The 24,654-nt window shown below is 44.0% G+C and carries 20 protein-coding genes; 7 read left to right on the top strand and 13 right to left on the bottom strand.

Annotated features, from left to right (window positions below; translation table 11 throughout):
* Nucleotides 1-38: 38 nt before the first annotated feature.
* Nucleotides 39-3,644, bottom strand: coding sequence for a beta strand repeat-containing protein (locus tag ACYRYY_RS00925; RefSeq protein WP_460213613.1), 3,606 nt, complete (start codon nucleotides 3,642-3,644; stop codon nucleotides 39-41).
* Nucleotides 3,645-3,771: 127 nt separating this feature from the next.
* Between ACYRYY_RS00925 and ACYRYY_RS00920 the strand changes: the two genes are divergently transcribed.
* The gene (locus ACYRYY_RS00920) at nucleotides 3,772-4,197 is read left to right on the top strand and encodes an ATP-binding protein (protein WP_460213612.1); all 426 of its coding nucleotides are present in this window, start codon (nucleotides 3,772-3,774) and stop codon (nucleotides 4,195-4,197) included.
* Between the two features lie 168 nt (nucleotides 4,198-4,365).
* Here the strand turns inward: ACYRYY_RS00920 and ACYRYY_RS00915 are convergent, their stop codons facing one another.
* Entirely contained in the window at nucleotides 4,366-4,737 is a 372-nt protein-coding gene (locus ACYRYY_RS00915; RefSeq protein WP_460213611.1) for a hypothetical protein, read from the bottom strand.
* A gap of 321 nt (nucleotides 4,738-5,058) precedes the next feature.
* On the opposite strand from ACYRYY_RS00915, the gene ACYRYY_RS00910 reads away from it, so the two are divergent.
* On the top strand, nucleotides 5,059-6,435 hold the full coding sequence (locus ACYRYY_RS00910; RefSeq protein ID WP_460213610.1) for a sigma-54-dependent transcriptional regulator: 1,377 nt from the start codon (nucleotides 5,059-5,061) through the stop codon (nucleotides 6,433-6,435).
* 7 nt (nucleotides 6,436-6,442) lie between these two features.
* On the opposite strand, the gene ACYRYY_RS00905 is transcribed toward ACYRYY_RS00910, so the two are convergent.
* From ACYRYY_RS00905 to ACYRYY_RS00895, 3 genes are all read right to left on the bottom strand, one after another.
* Nucleotides 6,443-6,865: a PAS domain S-box protein gene (locus ACYRYY_RS00905; protein WP_460213609.1), complete on the bottom strand. Its 423-nt coding sequence runs from the start codon at nucleotides 6,863-6,865 to the stop codon at nucleotides 6,443-6,445.
* A 77-nt stretch (nucleotides 6,866-6,942) separates the two neighbouring features.
* Complete coding sequence (locus ACYRYY_RS00900) at nucleotides 6,943-7,962, bottom strand: hypothetical protein (protein ID WP_460213608.1); 1,020 nt, start codon at nucleotides 7,960-7,962, stop codon at nucleotides 6,943-6,945.
* 146 nt (nucleotides 7,963-8,108) lie between these two features.
* Nucleotides 8,109-8,450, bottom strand: coding sequence for an ArsR/SmtB family transcription factor (locus ACYRYY_RS00895; RefSeq protein ID WP_460213607.1), 342 nt, complete (start codon nucleotides 8,448-8,450; stop codon nucleotides 8,109-8,111).
* A 67-nt stretch (nucleotides 8,451-8,517) separates the two neighbouring features.
* Here ACYRYY_RS00895 and ACYRYY_RS00890 point away from each other — a divergent pair, with 67 nt between their 5' ends.
* Genes ACYRYY_RS00890 through ACYRYY_RS00880 form a run of 3 tightly spaced genes read left to right on the top strand, consistent with a single transcriptional unit; the run spans nucleotide 8,518 to nucleotide 10,424 of the window.
* On the top strand, nucleotides 8,518-9,678 hold the full coding sequence (locus tag ACYRYY_RS00890) for a permease (RefSeq protein ID WP_460213606.1): 1,161 nt from the start codon (nucleotides 8,518-8,520) through the stop codon (nucleotides 9,676-9,678).
* Between the two features lie 10 nt (nucleotides 9,679-9,688).
* Nucleotides 9,689-9,988 (top strand): thioredoxin family protein, encoded by a 300-nt coding sequence (locus ACYRYY_RS00885; RefSeq protein ID WP_460213605.1) that lies wholly within the window; start codon nucleotides 9,689-9,691, stop codon nucleotides 9,986-9,988.
* Nucleotides 9,930-10,424 (top strand): arsenate reductase ArsC, encoded by a 495-nt coding sequence (locus tag ACYRYY_RS00880; RefSeq protein ID WP_460213604.1) that lies wholly within the window; start codon nucleotides 9,930-9,932, stop codon nucleotides 10,422-10,424. The genes ACYRYY_RS00885 and ACYRYY_RS00880 overlap by 59 nt, the downstream gene beginning before the upstream one ends.
* Here ACYRYY_RS00880 and ACYRYY_RS00875 read toward each other — a convergent pair.
* The 8 genes from ACYRYY_RS00875 to ACYRYY_RS00840 all read right to left on the bottom strand — a co-directional run bounded on the left by ACYRYY_RS00875 (nucleotide 10,408) and on the right by ACYRYY_RS00840 (nucleotide 21,671).
* Nucleotides 10,408-13,986: a response regulator gene (locus ACYRYY_RS00875; RefSeq protein WP_460213603.1), complete on the bottom strand. Its 3,579-nt coding sequence runs from the start codon at nucleotides 13,984-13,986 to the stop codon at nucleotides 10,408-10,410. The two genes, ACYRYY_RS00880 and ACYRYY_RS00875, sit on opposite strands and share 17 nt — an antisense overlap.
* Before the next feature lies 1 nt (nucleotide 13,987).
* On the bottom strand, nucleotides 13,988-15,013 hold the full coding sequence (locus ACYRYY_RS00870) for an HD-GYP domain-containing protein (protein ID WP_460213602.1): 1,026 nt from the start codon (nucleotides 15,011-15,013) through the stop codon (nucleotides 13,988-13,990).
* A gap of 139 nt (nucleotides 15,014-15,152) precedes the next feature.
* Complete coding sequence (locus tag ACYRYY_RS00865) at nucleotides 15,153-15,866, bottom strand: FadR/GntR family transcriptional regulator (RefSeq protein ID WP_460213601.1); 714 nt, start codon at nucleotides 15,864-15,866, stop codon at nucleotides 15,153-15,155.
* Nucleotides 15,867-15,949: 83 nt separating this feature from the next.
* On the bottom strand, nucleotides 15,950-17,185 hold the full coding sequence (locus tag ACYRYY_RS00860; RefSeq protein WP_460213600.1) for a (Fe-S)-binding protein: 1,236 nt from the start codon (nucleotides 17,183-17,185) through the stop codon (nucleotides 15,950-15,952).
* Nucleotides 17,186-18,559, bottom strand: a complete 1,374-nt coding sequence (locus tag ACYRYY_RS00855) for an FAD-binding oxidoreductase (protein ID WP_460213599.1) — start codon at nucleotides 18,557-18,559, stop codon at nucleotides 17,186-17,188.
* A 14-nt stretch (nucleotides 18,560-18,573) separates the two neighbouring features.
* A complete protein-coding gene (locus ACYRYY_RS00850; RefSeq protein ID WP_460213598.1) occupies nucleotides 18,574-19,896 on the bottom strand; it encodes a TRAP transporter large permease in 1,323 nt (440 codons plus the stop codon).
* On the bottom strand, nucleotides 19,893-20,393 hold the full coding sequence (locus tag ACYRYY_RS00845; protein ID WP_460213597.1) for a TRAP transporter small permease subunit: 501 nt from the start codon (nucleotides 20,391-20,393) through the stop codon (nucleotides 19,893-19,895). The genes ACYRYY_RS00850 and ACYRYY_RS00845 overlap by 4 nt, the downstream gene beginning before the upstream one ends.
* A gap of 144 nt (nucleotides 20,394-20,537) precedes the next feature.
* Nucleotides 20,538-21,671 (bottom strand): TRAP transporter substrate-binding protein, encoded by a 1,134-nt coding sequence (locus ACYRYY_RS00840; RefSeq protein WP_460213596.1) that lies wholly within the window; start codon nucleotides 21,669-21,671, stop codon nucleotides 20,538-20,540.
* A gap of 286 nt (nucleotides 21,672-21,957) precedes the next feature.
* Between ACYRYY_RS00840 and ACYRYY_RS00835 the strand changes: the two genes are divergently transcribed.
* Both ACYRYY_RS00835 and ldhH read left to right on the top strand, forming a co-directional pair.
* Nucleotides 21,958-22,437, top strand: a complete 480-nt coding sequence (locus ACYRYY_RS00835) for a LutC/YkgG family protein (RefSeq protein ID WP_460213595.1) — start codon at nucleotides 21,958-21,960, stop codon at nucleotides 22,435-22,437.
* Between the two features lie 7 nt (nucleotides 22,438-22,444).
* Nucleotides 22,445-24,553, top strand: coding sequence for an L-lactate dehydrogenase (quinone) large subunit LdhH (gene ldhH / locus ACYRYY_RS00830; RefSeq protein WP_460213594.1), 2,109 nt, complete (start codon nucleotides 22,445-22,447; stop codon nucleotides 24,551-24,553).
* Nucleotides 24,554-24,654 lie beyond the last annotated feature (101 nt).

The raw sequence follows: 24,654 nt of genomic DNA, 5'->3' as shown, positions 1-24,654 counted from the left end.
CAGGAGGCTGAATCAGCCCCCTGCCCTTAATTCATATCTTAGTTTACAGTGAGTGTCGCTGTCTGCGATACCCCTGCCTTGTTCACTGTTATGGTAACAGTTCCGTCATTTGCCGCGTCACCCGTGGCAAGCCCTGTTGCGTTAACCGTAGCTATGCTCGTGTCATCGCTTGACCATGTTGTGCCTGCGGCGCTTGTAATGTCTTCCGTAGAACCATTAGTGTATGTGGCTATAGCCGTGTACTGCTGTGTGGCTCCGTTGGCAATAGTCGTAGACGCCGGAGTAAGGGATATTGATGTTATCGCATATCCCGTCACAGTCACAGCGGCAGTGCCTGTTACACCTCCCTGTATAGCCCTTATTGTGGTTGAACCGGCAACAATACCAGTCACAAGACCTTTATTTACCCCTGATGTGTCCCCAACTGTTGCACGGGAAGTCATAAGAGACGACCACGAAGCGGTGTCGGTTATTATCTCAGTGCTTCCGTTGGAGTAATGCCCTATGGCAGTAAGCTGAACAGTTTCACCTACAACCACAGAGAAAGGAGCGGGTGTAACGGTTATACTGGTCAGCGTTGCCGGGGTTACAGTGAGCGTTGCAGAAGGGGATGTCACTCCGCCGAGAGTCGCCGTGACAGTTGTTGAGCCCTGCGCCACAGATACGGCAAGCCCTCTTGTGCCTGCGGTATTGCTTATGGAAGCTATGGAGTAGTTACTGAGAGTCCATGTAACCTGCTCTGTTATGTCAGTTGTAAAGCCTGTGGAGTAAGTTCCGGTGGCTGTAAACTGCTGGCTGCTGCCGAGAGCTATGGACGGAGAAGCAGGAGTTACAGCAATTGAAGTAAGCGTAGCCGCATCAACCTTCAGAGTGGTTGAACCTGCCGCACCTGAGAGATAAGCGATTATCGTAACAGGGGTAACATTATTTGCTACGGCAGTTGCAAGCCCTTTTGTTCCGGCAGCATTGCTTATTGACGCAACAGAAGGAGCATCCGAAATCCATGTAACTGACGAAGTTATATCTGCGCTTGAACCATCGGAATATACGCCCGTTGCAGTAAACTGCACCGTAGTTCCCTCCACGGCAGTGGGAGCAGCGGGAGTTATATTGATAACATCAAGTGTTGCGGCAGTTACAGTAACAGGGGCATTAGCCGATGTTACAGAGCCGATCGTAGCTGTAATGTTAGTTGTACCAACGCTTATGGCAGTGACCATTCCTTTGCTTCCGGCAACATTGCTGACCGTTGCTCTGGCGGTGCTGCTTGATGTCCATGTGGCAACGGATGTAACATCCACGGATGTTCCGTCAGAATAGTAGCCCGTTGCGAGGAACTGCCTTGTACTTCCCACAGGAAGGCTGCTTACCATAATCGGGTTAAGGACTATGGAATTCAGCGTTGCAGGGTTTACAGTAATTCCTGCCGTTCCTGTTCTGCCGCTGTATGTTGCGGTAATGTTAGCTGTTCCTTCCGTAAGGCTTGTAACAAGACCTTTTGTCCCTGCGGCGTTGCTAACAGTGGCAACGGCAGTTGCAGATGAGCTCCATGTAACAAGGTCTGTTATATCCTGAGTTGTATAGTCAGAGTAAATACCAATGGCAGTCATCTGAATATTATTGCCCAGTGCGACACTTGTACCGGACGGAGTAACAGATATATGCGAAAGTGAAACAGCGGTAACCGTAACCGTTGATGTACCTGTGATTCCGCTTAATGTAGCGGAGATTGTTACAGGTGCGGCATTGGAGTTAACAGCAGTTACAAGCCCTTTTGTTCCGGCGGCGTTGCTCACAGAAGCTATTGAAGCGTCTGTGGATGCCCATGTAACGGATGCGGTAATATCAACGTTTGTGTTATCTGAATATATGCCCACGGCAGTAAACTGCTGGGTGCTGCCTTTTGAAAGGCTGGCAGTGAGCGGGGTAACCTGAATGGTGTTAAGCACCGCTGGGGTCACAGTAAAGTTAGTGGTATCAGTGTGACTTCCAAGAGTTGCGGTAACAACAGTTGTTCCCTGCGCAAGGGTGTATGCCATGCCTCTTGTTCCGGCTGCATTGCTCACAGCAGCGAAGGGGTCGCTGACCGACCATGTTACAAGGGACGTCACATCCATTGTTGTATTGTTTGAATATGTTGCAGTTGCGGTAAACTGCTGTGTAAGCCCAAGGGGAACCGAGGGAGCTTCCGGCGTAATCTGAATCGACTGAACAACTGCGTCTGTTACATTCATGGTAACAGGCAGACTTGTTACCATGCCCAAAGAGGCGGTTATATCGGCTGTTCCCATGGAAAAAGAGGATGCAAGCCCCTTTGTTCCCGCTGTGTTGCTTATGCCCGCAACTGCTCCGTTTGATGAAGACCATACGACACTGTCTGTTATATCTGCGGTTGTGCCGTTGGTATAAACTCCGGTGGCTGTGAACTGCTGGTCAAATCCGTTTGCTATTGACACAGAACCGGGTGTAACTTCAATGGAAGAAAGCTCTGCACTGGTAACAGTAACAGCCACAGAGCCGGACACAGCACCAATAGCGGCAGTAATATTGGCTGCACCCACAGAAACACCGGTTACCAGACCGCCGGTAGAGACAGTTGCCCTTGCCGAGTTTGAGGTACTCCAGGAAGCATCAGCGGTTATGTCCTGCGTGCTTCCGTCGGAATAAGTTCCGGTCGCTGCCAGCTGAATGGTTGTTCCCGCAGCGAGGCTCACCGCAGCAGGCGTTATATCGATTGAAACAACGCTGATAGGTTCAACGCTCAGAGTTGTCTGATCCGTAATAGAGCCGACAGTAGCCACGATAACGGAAGTACCTACGATATGGGTTGAAATAAGGCCTGTGCTGCTAATGGTTGCCACTCCGGTACTCTGGGAAACCCATGTGGCTTCGGATGTAAGGTCTCTTGTGGTGTCGTCTGAATAGTAGCCGACTAAGGCCATCTGCCTTGTGGCGTTCATGGCGTTTACAGGTAAGTCTGGCTCAATCTCGACCCTCTGGAGAGTGGCATTGCTCACTGTAACAGCGGCAACTCCGTCAAATCCGCCCAGACTTGCGGTTATATTTGCAGTTCCGGCACCTGCGGACAGGACAAACCCCTTGTTAGCAGCGTTATTCACACCGGCAACTGCCGAAGCAGAAGTTTCCCATTTGGCTTCAGCAGTCACGTCTTTTGTTATTTTGCCAAGTGCAGTATTATGATAAATCCCGGTTGCAGTAAGCTGTTCAGCAGAACCGAGAGATAGAATAGGTTTCGTGGGGGTGACAGATACGCCTATGAGAATCTCACCGTCACCGACTAATACATTTGCAGTTTTAGTCCTGTTGCCGTATTCGGCAGTGATAACCGCTGTTCCGCTTGTAACTCCGGTTACAAGCCCGGTTGCACTCACGGTGGCTACGGCGTTGTTAGATGAACTCCAGTCGGCAGTGGTTGTAACATCAACCGATGTGCCGTCAGAATATAAGGCAACAGCTTCAAGCTGTGCGGTGCGTCCGATAAGGATACTGGCTGAAGGCGGGCTGATAACTATGTTTTCAAGCCTGACAGTGCTGCCGTCACTGCCTCCACCGCTGCTGCCGCATGCAGAGAGAAGAAATGACATAGCTATAAGCATGAAAAAAAAGACTTTTCTGAAACTCACGGATAACCTCCTGAAATTCAAAGACGAAAAAATAATACTAATATTCAATCGTAATACTGCGATAATAACTTTAACAGTAAACATTACCTTTTTCGCTGAAAAATAACAACTGCCGCAGGCGGTAATAATGAAAAATACCATAAAACTTTCTGTGAAACCTGATTTATCAGAGATAGCTGATGAGTGTGAAAAGCTTGAAACATCTCTAACTCATGCGGGAATCGGAGCATCACCAGCAATGAAGGTGCGCTATATAGCCCATGAGTTCTTTGTTAATGTTGTAAGACATGGAAAAATAGATAAAGAAGCTGACAATATAACTGCGGAAATAGACATATATAATAATAGAATTGAGCTTCATTTTGTTGATAGCGGCAGGGAGTGGCTGCCTGATCAGGAGGTGCTCAGACAGCCATGCCATTATAACTCCGATGATGAACTTTATGCCCCTTCGGGCAAAGGACTCAGGCTTATCGGAGCTATGTGCCGTACATACAGTATGTTCAGAGATAACGGCAGAAACTACACCTCTATTTCAGTTGAACTGAAATAATTCTGCCTTTTCAGATCTAATCAGATATAAATTCAGATTTAGGTGGGCAGGGCTCTCAATAGCCTGTTCAAAGAACAGACTGCCCTGCCCGTCAGATACACTATTCAGATATATATAATCAGACACGGTCTCATATCCGCCCGGAGGCAGCCGTGCCCGTCAGATGTGTCAGCAAAGCTCCACAAGCCGCCTAAGCTGCTCAGGGTTTATTTCTCTGCTGACAACAAAATCCGCTTCAATCAGATTGTCTGCAAACTCGCTTGGCTTTGTAACCACTATCACAGAAAGGCTTTCATTCTTTCTTTTCATTTTAGCGAGAAAAGCGTTCAGAACTTCCGCCGGAATCCTGTCAGGGTTTATATCCAGAAGAAGTACATCCACCTCTATATTGTCTATAATTGATGACATATCACTGAGGTTCCTGCCAACAGTAAGCCTTTTTACGCTATTTTTTACGGAGAGTACAAACTCCTCTGAAATATGTTCTCCTTCGCAGAAGTAAAGCAGACTTACGTTTTCAAATTTTGTTTCGGCGACCATAAACCACCTCGTTAAATAATGATGCACTTTGTTGTATCTGCCTGTGTATAATGCAAGCAGCGTGCCAATCCGGTTTAAACCACACAAAACGAAAACTTATAGCCTGATAAACATGATACTTAGCAATTCTTTAGCTTACTTAAGACTGTGATAAGCACCCTAAATAGCACTCAAATAATAAAAAATATCTGTTCCAAAAAAATACATATTGAGTCTTATTTTTCATTTTTAGTGACACTTTTTGAAGCATACCCTAACCAGATCACTTGCAATCTGAAAATAAACCCAATAAAATATTTTATTATGGATACTTATAAAATAATGCTCGTCGATGACGACCCCTCGCATCTTGAATATACTGCCCGTATTGTGGAAAAAAACTTCACACAGACCCCTGTCTGCATTGAAGACAGCCGCAAGGTTCTAAGCACTCTCGATACAGGTGATTTCTGCCTGATCCTTCTTGATCTGAATATGCCTCACATAAACGGGCTGGATCTGCTTACTGATATAAATTTCAAGTTCCCTGAAATACCTGTTGTAATAGTCACAGCGGCAGAGGATTCGGAAACGGTTGTCTCCGCTGTCAGGCAGGGAGCTTTTGATTATGTGACAAAGGCATCCGGTAAAAACAGGTTCATTGCTGCAGTTTCAAAGGCTATTAAGCACTACTTCACTATGAAAGAACTGGATAAACTAAAGGAAGAGTTCTTTGATCCGGCAGACCACAGCGTAATTTCACACAGATTTGTAACGAACAGCTCAAGAATGACGAGAATTTTCGGCTATATGAAAAACATAGCTCCCACCCCCACCCCTGTGCTTATCACCGGAGAGACAGGAGTCGGCAAGGAGCTTATAGCTGAGTTGATATATGATATGTCCGGCATGAAGGGACGGATGATCAAGGTTAATGTTTCCGGTCTTGATGATACTGTTTTTTCGGACACGCTTTTCGGTCACGTTAAAGGTGCATTCACCGGGGCTGACGCAATGCGTGAAGGGCTTGTAAAATCTGCTGAAAACGGCGTGCTTTTCCTGGATGAAATAGGAGATCTCCAGCAGGGTTCACAGGTCAAGCTACTTCGTCTGCTTCAGGATAACTCATATTATCCTCTTGGTTCTGACAGCATACGCCAGATAAATACAAAAATCGTTGCGGCAACCAACAGGGATCTGAAAAAAATGAGCGAGACAGGGGAGTTCAGAAAAGATCTCTACTACAGACTGATGTTCCATAACATAACTATTCCTCCGTTAAGAGAGCGCAAAGAAGACATATTTCCGGTTACAGAGCATCTACTGGCTGAAATTGCAGAGAAATACAACATCCGCAAACCAATCATAACCGCACCGGCTCTTATGCTTATGACAGGTTACGACTATCCGGGTAACGTACGTGAACTTGAAGGCATATTATATGATATGGTTGCGGAGACCTATCCCGAAACAATAGATGAAAAACTCATTGCAGATTACTTCAGGCGCAAAGGGTTAAAACTGGAGATTCAGGAAGAGATAGCAGGAATAGCCGACAGACTGGATATAGACTACAGAGGCTCTTTCCCTACTATTAAAGAGGTCAGTGATCACCTTATCAAGATGGCGCTGGATCAAGCTGAGGGAAATATATCAAAAGCTGCACAGCTCTTAGGCATAAACAGACAGACAATATACAGACATCTTTCGGAACAGTAGGGTCTTGTCAGCCTATGGCAAGCCCTTTTTCAGCGATATCTTTTATCTCGGAGATAAGATATTTTCTTCCGTCTATAATATGAGTGAAAGAGACTACCTCAACATCTTTCACTCTCCCGTCTGCAAGCTTGTGCGGAAAAATAAAACTGCTTCTGTTTTTCTTCGCTGCTTCAAGCCGCTTTTTCATGACGACAAAATACGGCAAGGTGTTGATTTCGCTTATTTTCATTGAAGTAATAGTTTTAAACGAATAACCGTAAAACCGCAGAGCAGCATTACTGCAGTCCAGAATTTGCCCACTGGCAGGTTCTATTGCCATCATAATACGTTCGGAAGTGCGCTGTTCATCGCTTAGAAGGTATTTTTGCAAAGAAGTGTGTTTAAGAGGATACTTTAATACTTCATTGTTTGTCAGTATACGGGAGCCCATAAAATCATTCCTCGGCTGCATTGTGTATATTTAAATATAGCGTGTGAAGGTAAAATGCACAACCGATTTACATTTATTTACGTTTCCCTTTCCTTTTCAGCCAAAATTGTTCTGGCGGCGGCTATTGCCCACATGTCAAAAAAAGTGTTCTCAAGGTATTCAAGCTGGCTGTTGTCCAGCTTTTTAAGCCCCATACCCTGAATAACAGAAGACATAAGAGTGTTAAACCTCATATAAAGCGGATGGCGTTCGCCTATCACACGGCGCATAATGGTATTAACATTTCTGCGGAACTCGATAACATCTTTGTTTTCAAGGGAGAGAATATGGTTTATGGGATATTCATCCGGTTTCTGCTTGTTTCCGAACCAGAAAATAAACCTAAACATCCAGACAAGGTTTGCTGTTTCAATAATTCTTCCGCCGGAGGCATGTATATAATCAGAGTTGTATTCACTGGCGAATTTTCTGTTGTTAAATTTTCGCCGCAGGGAAAAACCTGTGCTTATAGCCTCGGCGCAGACACGCAAAAGCCTTTCAACACCTTTATACAGCTCCTGCAGAGCCTCTTTGGTTCCTTCCACAAGATCGGAGTTCACTGTGTTTATTTCATAGCAGTAATTATATATGCCGCTGATTGTTTTCTTTAAACCGGAAGCAGTGTTGATCAGGTCATCAAGGTATCTTCTGTCATCATCATCAAGTGTTACAAGCATTTCTGACTTGCAGAAAGTTACAAGGCTCTTGAGGTAGGTTATGGCAGCATTATAGTAAGTAAAAACACCTTCACTGGGTTTATCAAAAGAAAGAGCCTTTCTAACCGGTTCATCCCACTGGGTAAGATCCCGATTACAGTCAGCAATCCAGCCGTAAAATTCCTTTTCCAGTTTTTCAGCCCATTCCACGCAGTTATCAGCAATGGATATAACATCCAGTTTTATATCCATAACCTGACTGTGTTTCATATCAGCTCTGTGCCATTTGCTTTCGGAGCTGAAAATATCTCTCTGAACACGTTTGGATAATACTAAATCAATATTTTTGACAAACCGCAGTGCCTGTTCGTCCACACACCTGAGAGGAGAATACACGCTCAACAATTAACCTCCGTCAACTGAATAAACATCTGTTAGTAATAAAACTATGGGTTACAAGATATAATAATGACGGGATAGTGCAACAAAAAATGTGAAAATTCACATCAATAATTGCTCACCCGTCTTTATAAAACATCGGTAAACCCCTATTCATAAAGTTTTTCGGCACACATAAGCCTGTCTGCGGACGAAAGCTTTTTTTCTTCTTCTGAGAAATCTATGCCTTCCGCACATAAAAGCAGCAGCTTCCTTATGTATGCTTCATCAGTGAGGCTGTATGTTATCCACCTGCCCTCTTTTTTGTCCGTAATCAGCCCTGCTTTTTTCAGAACCTTCAGGTGAGCTGATATGGTGGACAGGGCAATATCCATCATATAATTGATCTCACAAACGCATAAAGGGCGAATCTGAAGAAGCATAAGTATCTTAAGCCTGCTTTCATCCGCAAGAGCTTTCAGTATTACCATCCTTTCCTGATAAGTTTTCATTTTTATATCCATAAAAATATATTGACCGGCACGACATAAAGGTATATTAATCGAAAGAGGCTGAACAATGAAAGAAAGAAATATCTTCCTGACTATCGCTGCACTTTTTCTGTTTCTGTACTTTGTACCGTTTTCATCACCCAAGGTTTCAGCAGCGCTGCTGGAAGCCTTTTACCTGCTTCAGGATTATGTGCGTGAACATACGCTCACCTGTCTTATTCCTGCTCTCTTTATAGCCGGTGCTATGAGCATTATGGTCTCACAGGCTTCAGTGGTCAAGTATTTCGGTGCCGGAGCAAAGCGAATTACTGCATACGGAGTAGCATCAGTCTCCGGCAGTGTGCTTGCAGTCTGCTCATGCACTGTTCTTCCACTGTTTGCCGGCATATATTCCAGAGGAGCAGGTCTTGGTCCGGCTATGGCGTTTGCTTATTCAGGTCCTGCGGTAAATATACTGGCTATAATTCTCACTGCGAGGGTTCTGGGAGCTGAAATGGGGATAGCAAGGGCTCTGGGCTCTATTGCTTTCTCTGTTATAATAGGTCTTTTGATGGCACTTATCTTCAAAGACCAGCCGAAACAGGAAACATCTGTAAAAAAAGCCTCGAGACAAAAGGAAAAACGTTCGGCATTTGAAGTTATTCTGTTTTTCAGCGTTATGACTGCCGGACTTGTTTTTGCAACATGGGCAAAACCTGATTCAGAAAGCGGCAGTCTTTTCACATTAATCTATTCGCTGAAGTGGTATCTTGCTGCTGTCTGCCTTATCATGACCGTAATCCTTTCTTTCAGAACCATGGATAAAGGCGAACGCACAACATGGCTGGATGAAACATGGCATTACGCAAAACTTATTATTCCCCTGCTTTTCATAGGTGTGTTCGCTGCCGGATTTCTTCTTGGAAGACCGGGACACGAAGGTGTCATCCCTTCCTCAATTATTGAAAGCCTTGTGGGGGGAAACAGTTTCAGTTCTGTACTGACAGCTTCGGTAATAGGCGCATTGATGTACTTTGCCACCCTTACAGAAATCCCTATACTTCAGGGGCTCATGGGAGCAGGCATGGGAAAAGGACCTGCACTGGCTCTCCTTCTCTCCGGACCGGCACTAAGCCTTCCTTCAATGCTGGTAATAAGAAGTGTTATAGGCACAAAAAAAACTCTGGTATATATATGTCTTGTAATTATCATGTCCGTATGTGCGGGTATGATTTACGGAAAATTTTAAGAGGTGTATCATGATTATTAAAGTTCTCGGACCCGGCTGCCGCAACTGCCAGACTGTTTATGAAAACGTTCTCAAAGCTGTTGAAGAGCTTGAACGCACTGATATTACAGTGGAATATGTTAAAGAGCCTTCTGAAATATCAAAATACGTTATGGTTACTCCCGGACTTGTTATTGACGAAGTTGTGGAGCATGAAGGCAAACCGCTTCCTTCTGTTGATGTGATCAAAGAGATGATAATCAATGAGGAATATGACTTCGGCGACGGAGAAAGTTCCGGCGGATGCGGATGCGGAGGTTGCGGATGCTGATATGAAAAAGCGTGTCCTTTTCATATGTATTCACAACAGTGCAAGGAGCCAGATGGCTGAAGCTTTGCTCAACAGCATGGCTTCGGAATATTTTCACTCTGAAAGCGCAGGGATTGAGCCGGGCGTGCTTAATCCCTTTGCAGTGAAGGCGATGGCTGCTGCGGGGATAGATATTTCACAAAACAGTACGAACGCTGTCATGGATTATCTTAAAGAAGGACGCACATACGACTATGTAATCGCCGTATGCGATAAAGAGGCGGCAGATAAATGCCCGGTTTTCCCCGGTTCAGGAGAAAAAATCCACTGGATGTTTCCCGACCCGTCTTCTTTTAAAGGGACAGATGATGAAAAACTTGCCTTTACAATGGAAATAAGAGATCAGATAAAACAGAGAATAGCTGAATGGCTGAAGAGCTTTAAATTTCATTTCTGAGAATTTTTAAAGCTTCTTCAAACTCATAGTTATTAACCGCTTTCTGGAGTCTTTTCATTTCCTGTTCGCTGAAAAATGCAGAAGCCTGCTCTCTCACGCTCATAAAATAATCCACAATCTCACTATCATCATCCTCAAGGAGGCTGCACATCTTATTGATTATTTTCTCAAAATCCTCTTTTGAAACCTGAATAGAAGGTTTCTTCGACTTCTCATCTTCTTTTTGAGAATTTTTTATTGAAGCTATCACACGGTTGATCTCTTCGGTAAACCTGTCTGCTTCAAAAACAAAGTCTTTTCCCTCAATTAAAAGACGCTCAAGTTTGTCTGATATGTTATAAAGCCTTGTTGCTCCTATATTCGCCGCCACTCCTTTAACAGAATGAACAAGCATTTCAGCAGATTTAAGATCATTTTCTCCAAGAAATGTCCTGAGCCGCATAACGGTATCTGCATTGGAGTCAGCAAATTTTCCAAGCATCCTTATGTACAGATCCGTTTTACCTGCGACTGTTTTTAGTCCTTTTTTGAAATCAATCCCGTCTATGGGGTTTAAGTCCGGCTGATTGATAGAATCAGCTATAACAACACTGCATGCTCCTCCGAACTCTCCGGTTATGCAGAAATTTTTGAGACACTCATAAATTTCTTCTGGGATAAGCGGTTTTGTTATATGACCGTTCATGCCCGCTGCACGGGTCTTTTCTCTTTCAATATTAAGAGCATGGGCTGTCATAGCCACAATCGGAAGTTCAGCAAAGCGTTTGTCTTCCCTGATAAGTTTCACAGCCTCATAACCGTCCATCACAGGCATCTGGAGATCCATAAAAACAATATCGCATCTTTCACCGGATAAAACAAAATCAACAGCCTGCTTTCCGTCCACCGCTTCGGAAACAATTGCGCCCGTGTCCTCCAGAAGTTCGACCGCTATCTGCCTATTAACATCATTATCATCAACCACCAGAACATGAACACCTTTGAAATTTTCAACAGAAATTATTTTTTCAACTGGCTTTTCATAACCGGACTTAAAAACAACAGATAAAAGTCCGTCAATGAGTGACGAAGGAGTAACAGGCTTGGTTATAAAGCCTTCCAGTTCGTAGTTTTTAACTGTTTTTCTGTCCAGATCTCTGCCAAAGGCAGTCACAAGAGCTATTATCGGTGTGTTCTTTATATCCGGATCATTTTTAATTATTAAGGAAGCCTCCAGACCGTTCAGTCCGGGCATTTTCCAATCCATCAGCACAATTTTATACGGATCGGAAGCATCATTTTGCTTTATAAGGTTTATTGCTGATTCTGCGCAGTCTGTTTCCTCTGCTTCAAACTCAAGGTTTTCCAGAATTTCCATAATTATCTGTCTTGCGGATGAATTATCGTCAACCACAAGAACTTTCATATCTTTTAGTTCCTCATGCCCATATTTGAATTCACGCTTAGGGGTTGCACCTATTTCAAATACTGCAGTAAAAGCAAACACACTTCCTTTGCCGTACTCGCTTTCGACACTTATTTCTCCACCCATTAAATGAGAGAGCTTTTTAGATATGCTTAAACCCAGCCCTGTACCTCCGTATTTTCTGGTTGTAGATCCGTCAGCCTGTGAGAAAGCGTCAAAAAGCCTGTGTCTCTGTTCATCAAGCAAACCAACACCTGTGTCTCTTACTGAGAACATAATTTCAACTCTGCCTTCAAACTCCCTAACCAGAGTCACACTAAGCTCTATTTCCCCTTCTTCTGTAAATTTGACTGCATTATTAACAAGATTGATAAGAATCTGGCTGAGTCGCAGCGAGTCACCCTTAATCACAGGAGGAACATCACTTCCCACATGAAGCAGGAACTCAAGCCCCTTCTCTTCCGCTTTCTGGAATACCACAGTAATAAGATGCTCCAATACAGTATCCAGAGAGAACTCAACACTTTCCAACTCAATTTTTCCTGCTTCAATCTTAGAGAAATCCAGAATATCGTTAACTATTCCCAGAAGAGATATTCCCGCATTTTTAACTTTCCTTATATAATCAGCCTGCTTAAGGGTAAGTTCCGTTTTCAAGGCAAGATCGCTCAATCCTATTATAGCGTTAAGCGGTGTGCGTATTTCATGGCTCATGTTCGCCAGGAACATTGATTTAGACTCTGCGGCATTTTCCGCTATCTTACGGGCATCTTCAATGGCTGTTATAGCTTTTTTCTTTTCAGTAATATCTTCCTTAATGCTCACATAATTGGTAATTTCACCCGATTTTTTTTTCACAGGAGCCACAAGAATAGATTCCCAATAGGTTTCTCCGGATTTTCTTGTATTCAGAAATTCTCCGTGCCATTCATTGCCTGTTTTTATTGTCTCCCATACTTCGTCACAGCTTTCACCGCCTAATTCAGGGTTAAGTATGGCAGGTTTTTTCCCTTTGGCTTCCTCAAATGTATATTCTGTCAGTTCTGTAAACTTAGGATTGGCGTATTCGATAAACCCTTTATTATCTGTAATCAATATAGCTGCAGGTGTTTGTTCCACAGCCTTGAATATCTTTCTGTTCTGTGCTTCTATTTCCAATCTTTGCCTTCTGTTGCCTAAAGCAATATGAAGTGTTCCCAAAAGAATGAAAAAAACAGCAAACACCGACCAGTAAACAGTATATTTTAAAGCTGGCAGGAGAATGTTTTTCATATTAACCAGATATGCTATCTGCCATCTTCCTTCCATGTCATTCCAGTCAATAGGATGTGTTTTTACAAGATACTTTTCTCCGCCGAGAGTGATATCCTGCCCGTCAAGAACAGCTCCGAGTTCTTCTGCATCCTGATCAAAAGCAGCACCGAAGCGGCGTAAGGATGCAAGCCTGTTTTTTCGTGTATCATTAAGCTTGCCTGCGACTTTATAAAGATATTCTGTACGGTTTGTGGCAAAAACAACTCCATGCGGTGACACCATAAAAACAGGGTCTTCATATTTACGTAACATGTCCTCCAAACCGTTTATTGAATCTTTAACAACAACTACGCCTATTATTTCAGAATCTGATCTTTTTTCGGAATATATTGGTGTGGAGATATAAATTCCCCTGATTTTAGAAGATATTCCCTGAGCTGCAAAAATACTCTGTCTCCCTAGCATTGCCTGAATAAAATATGGTCTGAAACTGAAATTCTGACCTGTAAGTGAAATTGGAGCAACATCGGAGTAAGAAACAACTATACCGTTTTTATTAAGAAGATAAACAGCTTCCGCATTATTTTCTTTTAAAATCACATCCTGTACTCCAAGAACAGAAGGATCATCGTATGGTAATTTGCCCTGAACAATATCTTTAACATTAGGATTAAGGACTCCTGTGATAGATGCTGCGCCCATATTCTTACTGTAAATTGTTCTGGCATGGATATTATCTACAATTTCAGCCGCCATAATCGAAATTTCGGAACGTTTCTTGAATATAGAAATCTTTTCAGTCAGGTTTACAGCAAAGTAAGATGCTGTAAGCGGAACAATAAATAAAACAGCCACACCTGCAAAAGATTTTAAAAGTTTAAATACTGACTTCTGTTCAGCCATTTCAGTCACCGTATTCGTCGTTGATTCTGACTGCTTCAGGCAGACATTTCAGAAAAGCCTCCACCAACCGTGGTTCAAAATGTTTTCCGCTCTCACTGCGGATGTATTCTGCTGCTTTTTCAATACTCCATGCCTGCTTATAAGGTCTGACACTTATAAGAGCATCGAAGACATCCCCTATAGCAGCAATTCTACCCGCAAGAGGAATATTGTCACCCTTAAGCCCTTCCGGATAACCCGTTCCATCCCATTTTTCATGGTGGGTGAGAGCAACAATGGCAGCAGTATTAAGCAGCTCGGATTCATGCCCGCCGATAATCTTATAGCCGATACAGGGGTGATGCTTCATTATCTCCCATTCATTCTCATCCAGTTTATCGGGCTTGAGCAGAATGCTGTCGGGAATGCCTATTTTGCCTACATCGTGCATAGGTGATGCAGCGAGAATCAGTTCTGATTCAGAAGTTTTCATACCTATCTTTTTTGCAATAAGGTGGCAAAAACGGCTCATGCGGATAACATGCATTCCCGTCTCATTGTCTTTATATTCAGCGGCAAATCCGAGGCGCCTTATTATCTCCAGCCGTGTTTCATGAAGCTCTTTTGTTCTCTCACGAACCATGTTTTCAAGCATCCGCATATGATCATACATAGCAAGCTGCGTCCTGACTCTCGCCAGAACAATAGGAGCGCTGACAGGCTTTGTGATATAATCCGCCCCGCCGGCGTCAAATCCCATGGATTCGTCTTTTATCTCATCCTTTGCGGTTACAAATATAACAGGTATGGAGCGTGTTATGAGATTTGATTTAAGGGCACGGCATACATCATAACCGCTGAGGTCGGGCATCATAACATCCAGCAGAATAATATCAGGGAGATCTTTTTCAGCAATTTCAAGGGCTTTACGCCCGTTAGTGGCTACTTTAACTTTATAATCAGACCTAAGGATATTACTGAGAATATCGATATTCTCCGGGACATCATCAACTACAAGTACAATCTGCCTGTCACTTCTCTGATTCATAAATTCCCCCTGTTCGGGGACATCATTTGTCCGTTTTTAAGTATACCATACAGACAGAGAAAAGCAGCAGAAAACCGCAATAAAAATTACATACTGTGCATATGTTTAATTATAAGTCACCAATAAGAAATAATAAATATCACTTGTTACTTCTGACTATTTCATTAACTTCCTCAACAACATATTCCATATGTTCAAGCATTGCCCTGTATGCGTCTTCCGGTTCACGGGCATTTATGCTTTCATATATTTTTTGGTGCTGGAGATATAGCTTCTCAAAACGTTCATTATCAGTATAAAGCCTTGAGCGAACCTCATAGCTGACTTTTTCCACCCACTGATAGATAGTATTCATGATATGTATCAGAAGTATATTATTGGTGGCATAGGATATTGTGTTATGAAAGTTTGCATCGGGAATATGCCCTACCTCTCCTTTATTAAGAGCGGCATGCATTTCATCCAGATATTCTTTCATATTTGCTATCTCTTCATCACTGGCACGCATAGCAGCGGTTTTTGCCGCCCACGTTTCAAGAATTTTACGCACTTCCATAAGGTCGACTATGGCGTCCTCACGCTTGATGAATTCCTCCATAGCCTTATCTATTGTCTGTGATGTCAGAGACTTAACATAAGTGCCGTCACCGTGGTTCTGGGCAAGAAACCCCTGAGCCTCAAGCTTGTTCAGCGCCTCACGCAGGGAAGGTCTGCTCACGCCGAGCTGGACGGCAAGATCTCTTTCCGATGGGAGCTTCTCACCCGGAGCAAGCTGCGCCGTGAGTATCATTTTTTTTATCTGTTCGTAGATAATGTCGCTTATTTTTTTTTGTCTTATTTTTTCAAACTTCATTTCAACGGCCTTCAAGTGTGACTAACATTGAACGAGTATATATTAAAAAAATGATTTTTCTAATATATTTTTTGCGTGAAACGCTATTTTATTCCTTTAATGAACTTATAAAGTTCTGTCACCGGATGAGTGACTTCCGCATCCATACCCTCACCCGCTGCTGCATCAGCAAGCTGCATAGCGCACCCCGGACATGGTGTATATACTTTGTTCACCTTTTTCTCTTTCATCTCATCTATTTTAGAAACGGAAAAACCTTTGGATCGTTCATAATACTTAATGCTGAAAGTTCCGGCAAAGCCGCAGCAGCTTTGATTTTCAAGCTTCACATACTCTGTTTCTGTGTGCGAAAGAACAAATTTTTCCGCAAGAGCCTTTTTGCTGTCCTGATAATGACACGGAAAATGAATTGTACTCCTGCCCTTTTCTCCTGTCTGTATCTCAACTTTCAGAACTTCTTCAAGAAAAACCAGTATATCCATAACCGTAAGCGGGCATTCTGTTCCGGTCTGTTTAGGTCCCATCTCAAAAAGACCATATCTGCATGTAGGGCAACAGGTTATTATATACTGTGCATCGCCATACTGCGCCAAGGCATCGTAATTTGCCCTGACGGCATTACGATACATTTCAAGCTCTCCCATTGATGCAGCAGGTATTCCGCAGCATATATTAGTTTCAGGCACATAAACCGACACGCCGAAATGTTTTAATACCTCAACAACAGATATGCCCCATTCTGTATAGATAAGATTAACCGCACAGCCCGGATAAAAAACCACACGCATTAATTCATTATCAGCCTTATTAAGCCCGCCGTATTTTTTTACAAAAGCTTCGCTTTTTATTTCAACAACATTTCGTCCGCCGAGAGCAGGCAGCATCGGGCGGTATATTCCTTCCTTAATTTTTTTGCTCCCGAACTTAAGCCCCATGTGCATAAGAGGAGCCATTTTTGCCATAAGCTCAGGCTTCTCCATGGCGGTTTTAAGGATAATCTTCTGCCATTTCGGAAGTTTTTTAATTTTTCTAAGAATCTCCCTGCCTTTCAGGAAAATTTCATCTGTTTTTACTCCGCTTGGGCATGCTTTAAGACATCGGGTACAGAGCAGGCACTGATCAAGATGCTTCAATATCCTGCCCGCATCCTCAATTCTTCCCTCATAAACAGACTGAAGAAGGGAGATTTTCCCTCTGGCGACTGATGATTCCCTTCCGTCAGTGCGGTAAAGCGGGCAGTCCGACTGGCATGTGCCGCACTTCATGCACTGCAGCATCATCTCTTCAAGCTGTTTCAGCTCTTTAATCAGCTCGTCCATCTACAGCCCCATTTTATGAGGATTCAAGAGATTCTTGCGGTCAAGACCGTTTTTCAGATTTTTCATGAAACGGATTGTTCCCGCCCCGACCTCACTTTCAAGATACTTAGCCTTGGCAGAGCCTATGCCGTGTTCGCCGCTTATTGTCCCTTCCAGCCTGAGGGCGGCGGAAAATATTTCATCTATAGCTTTTTCAACTCTTGCCATCTCATTTTTATCACGTTTATCGGTAAGAATAGTCGGATGGAGGTTGCCGTCGCCGGCGTGACCGAATGTTCCCACGGTTAGGCTGTATTTGACGGTTATGTCCCTTATACACTGCATCATTTCAGGAATTCGGCTTCGGGGGACTGTAGCGTCCTCAAGAATAAGAGTCGGTTTGAGACGTGCCAGACTGCTTAATGCTTTCCTCCGTGCTTCCCAAAGATTATCCCTTTCCTCATGTGTTTCAGCCACATGCACCTTGCCGCCCTGTTTCTCGCATATTGCTTTAACTTTGGCGTACTCATCCTCCACTGCTGCCGGATGTCCATCCACTTCTATGAGAAGAAGACCGTCAGCATCGGTGGGCAGACCGATTCTGGCGGCTTCCTCAACAGTTTTTATGGTAAACCTGTCCATCAGCTCAAGGGTGGCGGGAGTTATCTTCGCTCCGATTATTTCAGATACAGTAACACTCGCCTTCATCAGATCATCATATATGACAAGAAGGGAGCGGGTGGCCTGCGGCTGGGGAACAAGCTTTAAGGTGTGTTCCGTCATTACCCCAAGTAAACCTTCAGAGGAAACCATAAGACCGTTCAGGTTAAAACCCGTAACCATCTTAACTGTTTTGCCTCCGGCAATCACCGCATTGCCTTCCATATCAAAAAACCTTGTTCCCATAACGTAATCACCGGTTACGCCGTATTTCAGGGCACGCAGTCCCCCTGCGTTTTCCGCCACATTGCCGCCGATGGTAGACATCTTCATGCTTCCCGGATCAGGCGGGTAAAGCAGCCCTTTTGCACTTACCGCAGAAGCAAGATCCGCAGTAACCACTCCCGACTGAACAACCGCATACATATCTTCGGTGTTTATTTCAATAATCCTGTTAAGCCCGGACGTGAGCAGAACACAGCCGCCTTTAACGGGCAGCGTGCCTCCGCTGAGGTTTGTTCCTGCTCCCCTTGTTACCAGAGGGATGTTTTCATCAAAACAAAGCCTGATAATCTCTCTAACTTGTTCAGCATTCTCAGGTTTAACAACAATTTCAGGAACACACATTTCACCGAAGGAAGCATCATATGCATAGCACATGAGATCCTCTTCTTCAGTCCAGACATTTTTTCCGGCTGTTCCGGCAAATTTCGCTATCAGGCTTTTGGAAAGCATTTTGTCCTCACTCTTTATTTAAAAACCGCATTTGGCAGCCATGTTATTATTTCGGGGAAAAGTACGCACAATGCCAGCCCGAAAAGCTGTATAAGAACGAACGGGAAAATCCCTTTATAAATATGGCTGAGTTCCATCCCCTCCGGCGCAACACCTTTGAGATAAAAAAGAGCATATCCGAAAGGAGGTGTAAGGAATGACATCTGAAGATTGACACACACAAGAATAGCAAACCATAAAGGATCAAAGCCCAGCTGGTTTACTGCTATGGGAGTGAATATCGGTACACAGAGCAGAAGGATACCGAGCCAGTCAACAAACATGCCCAGAAGAAAGATGATAAACATCATAACGGCGAGTATTATATACCTGTTATCGCTGACAGAAAAGAGAATATCCGTAAAAACCTCTCCGCCGCCTAAACCCATAAAAATTGATGTATAAAAATTCGCACCGACAAAGATCAGCATAACCATACACGTAATTTTAAGAGTGGAGTATGCCGAATCCTTAAAAAGCTTGAGATTTACCCTTCGATTGGCAAAAGCAAGAAGAAGTGCGCCCACGCATCCGAGCCCGGCTGCTTCCGTCGGAGTTGCTATCCCTGCTGAAATGCTTCCCAGCACCGCAAGAATGAGAAAAAGCGGCGGGAAAAGAGATTTACACATCATAACAAACTTCTGTGCACCTGTATGGGTTCTCTCCTCCTTTGGAATGGGAGGACCAGCCTTCGGGTTTACATGGCAATATATGAAAGCATACACGAGATACAGAGCCGCAAGAAGGAGCCCCGGCACAACAGCCGCCATAAACAGCTTTCCAACGCTCATCCCAATCAGCCCGCCGTAAACCACAAGCATTATGGAAGGAGGAATCAGAATTCCCAGTGTTCCTCCTGCGGTGATAACTCCTGCAGTAAGGCTGAGTTCATAACCCTTCTTCACCATTGAGGGAGCAGCCAGAAGCCCCATGGCAACAACAGAAGCGCCGACTATGCCTGTGGTAGCGGCAAATACAGTGCATACAACTATTGTAGCCAGTGCCAGTCCGCCTTTTACAGAACCCATAACAACATACATTGTTTCATACAGATCGTCAGCTACTCCGGACTTATCAAGGAACTGCGCCATTAATATAAAAAGAGGTATAGCCACGAGAACATAGTTCGTCATAAGCCCGTAACTTTTGTTTGCCAGTATGAAAAAAGCCGTGGGACCATAACCCAGAATTCCGAAAATTATGCCCAGCCCGCCGAGAGTGATTCCCAGAGGATGTCCCAGAAAAACCACGACAAGAAGTATAACAAACATTGCTATAGATAAAAATTCGGGACTCATGATCTCACTCCCCTGATCTGCTGAACAGCCTTAAGAAATTCGGCGATACCCTGCAAAAACAGGAAGCAGAAGCCCAAAGGCAGAAATGTTTTAAAATGATAAACCGGGGCTCCCCAAGGTGACTGTACACGCTCAAGCCCCTGCCATGATTGGGTTGCAAAAACTGTTGAAGCCTGAATAGCTATAACTATAAAAGGAAAGAAGAACACAAGGTAGCTCACAACGGAGATCCACCCCTGCGCCTTCGGGTTCAGTTTGGCAGTTATAATATCTATTCCCACGTGCATTTTATGCTTCAGAGTGTAGCCGAAGCCCATGAGGAACATTATTCCGTAAAGCATATTACTCAGATCGAATGCCCATATTGTCGGCTTTCCGAAAAGCTTTCTGCTGATAACTTCGTAAACCACAACAACAAGCAGAGCATACACCGAGTACGAAAACATCTTTCCCACCCACTCTGTAACTGTTTCGATCAGTTTGATTAATTTGCCCATATCTGCTCCGAAAAATGACTGCAAGGATACCGTGCGGATTAGCCCGCCTCTTTAATACATATTTGTAAGCTGCATGCAGTCTCTCTGAAAATAAATCAGGATGCGGAAGCCAGTCAGCCCCGCACCCTTAAAATTATACTTTTTTTATTCGTAGTGTTTTCCGCTTAAATATTCATCCTTCGGAAAAGCAGCAACCCCGCCTCGGAGATCCTTCCATACGGAGTATTCCGCTATGAAGTCATTCTGCGAGCCGAGTATTCTGTCAAGCAGAGGGTTTGTTGACCTGAGCTTGGCAAGATACGCATCAGTTGTTTTTCTGAGTTCATTAAGCGACTGGGCATCCAGCTTATTAAATGAAACTCCTTCTGTCTGATACTTGAGAATTGCTTCGGCATTTTTCTTTTCGCTTCTGGCAATATCCCACATCTGAGTCTCGTATGATGCAATTATAAGTGCTTGCTGAAGATAGGGGGGAAGTTCATCATAAGCTTTTTTGTTGATGCTGAACATGTTCTGAACACCTGTCTGATGCCAGCCGGGAAGCATTACGTTCTTTGCGATCTCCTGAAAACCCATGGGGTATGTGATAAACGGAGTGGAAAACTCTGCGGAATCAAGAACACCTCTTTCAAAAGCAAGATAAATTTCGCCGCCGGGAAGCGGAGTCACAGAAACACCCATTTCCTTAAGAATATCGGCAGCCCAGCCAACAGTTCTTATCTTCATTCCGGCAAGCTGTTTGACATCAGTCACGGGGTTTTTGGTAAAGAAACCCATCTCTTGACCGGAATTTCCGCCCATGAGAGGCTTCAGACCGAAGTTTCCGTACAGCTCATCAGCAAGTGCCATTCCGCCGCCTTCCATAAACCATATGGAGTATTCGATATTATTCAGACCAAAAGGAACGGAAGCAAAAGCAACAAAGCCCTCGTCCTTTCCCTTCCAGTATCCGGGCCAGTCATGCCCCATTTCCACAACGCCGTTTCTCACAGCGTCAAACACCTCGAAGGCAGGAACAAGAGCGCCATCAGGGAAAACCTTGATCTTGAGCTGACCATCGGTAATCTTCTCAACGGTTTCAGCAAAGTGAACCGCTGTGTCGTGCCATGGAATACCCGTTGACCAGGTAGTAGCCATTTTCCAGTTGTAAATCTTTTTTTCTGCAACAGCCGGAGCAGCGGTAGTTTCCGCTTTTTTGTCCTGACCGCAGCCGGTTACTGTGAACATCAGTGCAGTGAACATCACACATGAAATTAAATAGTTGACCAGTTTTTTCATTTCTTCCTCCTGACTAGAGAACCTGAAAAGTAAAGTGGTAAATTTTTAAAACCACTTTCAAGAAGTATATCATTGGAACACCATTGTCAATCTTTTTTATTGCACATTTTATAAACTTGTTATAATTAATCCAGACCACTGAAACCATTTATCAAAGCCATCATTCAATGCTTTAAACATAAGTTAATTTTTTGCTCTATTTTAAATACATCATATAAAAAACTGTTGACTTAGAATTTAGCTGCGGATACACTAGTGGTAAGACCACTTAAAAAGTGAGGATGAAATGAGCGGACTCACCGAAACCTTTATCAAATATTCAGAAAGTGTCAGCAGCAAAAATATACTTATTTCCAGCGATGATTTTTTTTCATCAATAAGCAGCAATAATTACAATTATATCAGCCTTAAAACCGAGAAGCAGTACAATCAGGAAGTTTCCGCAGGAAAAGAAGGCATAAGCACCGCCCTTGTCGAAGCTGACTTCGCCATAGCTGAAACAGGCAGCGTGGTAATTGAAAGCACGGATGAAGCACTGCGTAAAGCCACCTGCCTCGCAGAAAGACTGTATGTTGCAGTTCCGGTGTCACGCATTGTTCCTTCTCTGGAAGACATAGCAAACTTCCTTGAAGAAAAAACATCAAACCCTGCATCATTCACAGCATTTATTACCGGGGCAAGCCGCACTGCGGATATAGAAAGGGTTCTCACCATAGGCGTTCACGGTCCATGCGAAATGACAGTTTACATAATTACCGACAGGTAGGCAGAAAATGAGCGGAAAAGACGGAATCAGACGCAGTCTGAATGATAAAATCCTTTACACTAACCTGAAAAATTTCGCCTCAGCGTACAAGGCGTCCAAGGCTAACGCATATGCAGGGCTTGACTTCACCGCAATGACGAAAGAGATGAACAACCTCAAAGCGATGACAAGGGAGAAATGCGAAGCACTGTTTGAAGAGTTCAAAGCAAATGCAGAAAAAAGCGGTGCTAAGGTTTACAGAGCATCGGGAAGCCTTGATGCCTGTAAATATATCGAAAAAATATGCAAAGATAAAAACATAAAGTCTATTGTCAAATCAAAATCCATGACCAGTGAGGAAATCAAGCTCAACGCTTATCTTGAAAAGCACGGCATTAAGCCTGTGGAAACCGACCTCGGTGAATGGATACTACAACTTGCAGGGGAACATCCGTCTCATATGGTTATGCCTGCCATACATAAAAGCAGAGGTCAGGTTGCTGATCTTTTCAATGCTCTTCTTAACGCCGGTCTGGACAGGGAAAATATCGACACAATGGTTAAAACCGCCCGTCACGCCCTGAGAAGCTCATATTTTGAGGCAGGAGCGGGACTCACAGGTGCTAATGTCGCAGTAGCGTCCACAGGAGCAATAGGCATAGTCACCAACGAAGGCAATGCAAGGCTGTCCGCCACTGTTCCCCCTGTCCATTTTGTTCTTTTGGGCTATGAGAAACTTGTGCCGGATTTTAAGACAGCTCTAAAGGTTGTGCGTATGCTCCCTAAGAGTGCGACAGGACAAAGAATCAGTACATATACCACATGGATCAAGGGGCAGGTTCCGTGCGAAACATCGGAAACAGGGCAAAAAGAGGTTCATTACATATTCCTTGATAACGGAAGGCTTGCCTTTTTTGACCACCCTCTTTTCTCTGAAGCTCTCAAGTGCATGCGCTGCGGGAGCTGCGCCAATGTCTGTCCGGCTTATGAAATGGTTGGCGGTCACGTATTCGGTCATGTTTATCTCGGAGCCATAGGGCTGATAATGACTGCGATGTTCCACGGCGAGAAAAAAGCACGGGACATACTTAAAATGTGTATAGGCTGCCGTGCCTGTTCAACCAACTGTCCGTCTGGAATAGATTTACAAAAAATAATTGCCGAGCTTAACGTAAATATTGGCGGCAAGTTTGGTCTTAACCCGCTCAAAAAATTCCTCTACAGTAATATCTTAAGCAGCGGAAAACGCTTCCGTGTGATAATGAAAGCCGGCTCGATACTCGCCGCTCCATTAACTGCGGCGGGCAAAATCAAAAAAATCCCTTTTGCCGGCAGAGAAATAAATTTCAGAGAGCTTCCCTCTATCAAACAAAAAACATTCACAGACATTATGTCTGGCAGATCTTCTGTGCAGAATCCTAAAGGGCGCATCTTTTTTTATCCCGGATGCGCTGTGGAATATTTCTATCCGCAGATGGGAACAGCCTTAGTAAACTTTCTGGAAAAGCAGGGTTATCAGGTTGATACACCGGATAAAGCCGCATGCTGCGGACTTCCTGCGATACACGGAGGCGACGGCGAAGGCGGACGCAAAACAATATCCGCCTGTTTGGCACAGATGAAAAAACCCGATGATTACGAAGCTTATCTGGTTCTCTGCCCAAGCTGCGGATTTGCCGTCAAAGAAGATTTCAAGCACTATACTGAAGACAGACCGGAGGACTTCAAAAAAGCCGGGCTCATATCGGAAAAGGTTAAATCATTCGCTATGTTCATTAAAGATAAACGACTTACAGATGTTTCTTTTAATAAGGAAGCAAAAGTAACTTACCACACCCCCTGCCACCAGAAGCGCGGTCTGGGTTCATCCGCAGAGGATCTGCTGGCATCTCTTCTGGGAGACAGCTTCATCCCGATGCAGGACAGTGATGTATGCTGCGGTTTCGGCGGTTCGTGGTCTGTTGAATATCCGGGTATATCCGCCGGAATACTCGACAAAAAAACAGAAAATATAGAAAAAACAGGTGCAGACACTGTCCTGACCGACTGTCCGGGATGCGTAATCCAGATAGCGGGAGGTTTGGGCAAAAAGGGCAAAAGCACTAAAGTTATGCATCTTTCAGAGTTTTTAAGATAACCTTCTACCCCTCTCCTAACTTATCCTGTGTCCCCGTTTGATCTTCAGCGGGAAAAAAACGGGGGCACAGCACACCTTAAACCGCTGTTACATTTATCCGT

It is taken from the genome of Geovibrio sp. ADMFC3 (assembly GCF_054687035.1).
The sequence above is the reverse complement of the archived record's forward strand: the minus strand, read 5'-3'. Positions and strand labels throughout refer to the sequence as shown.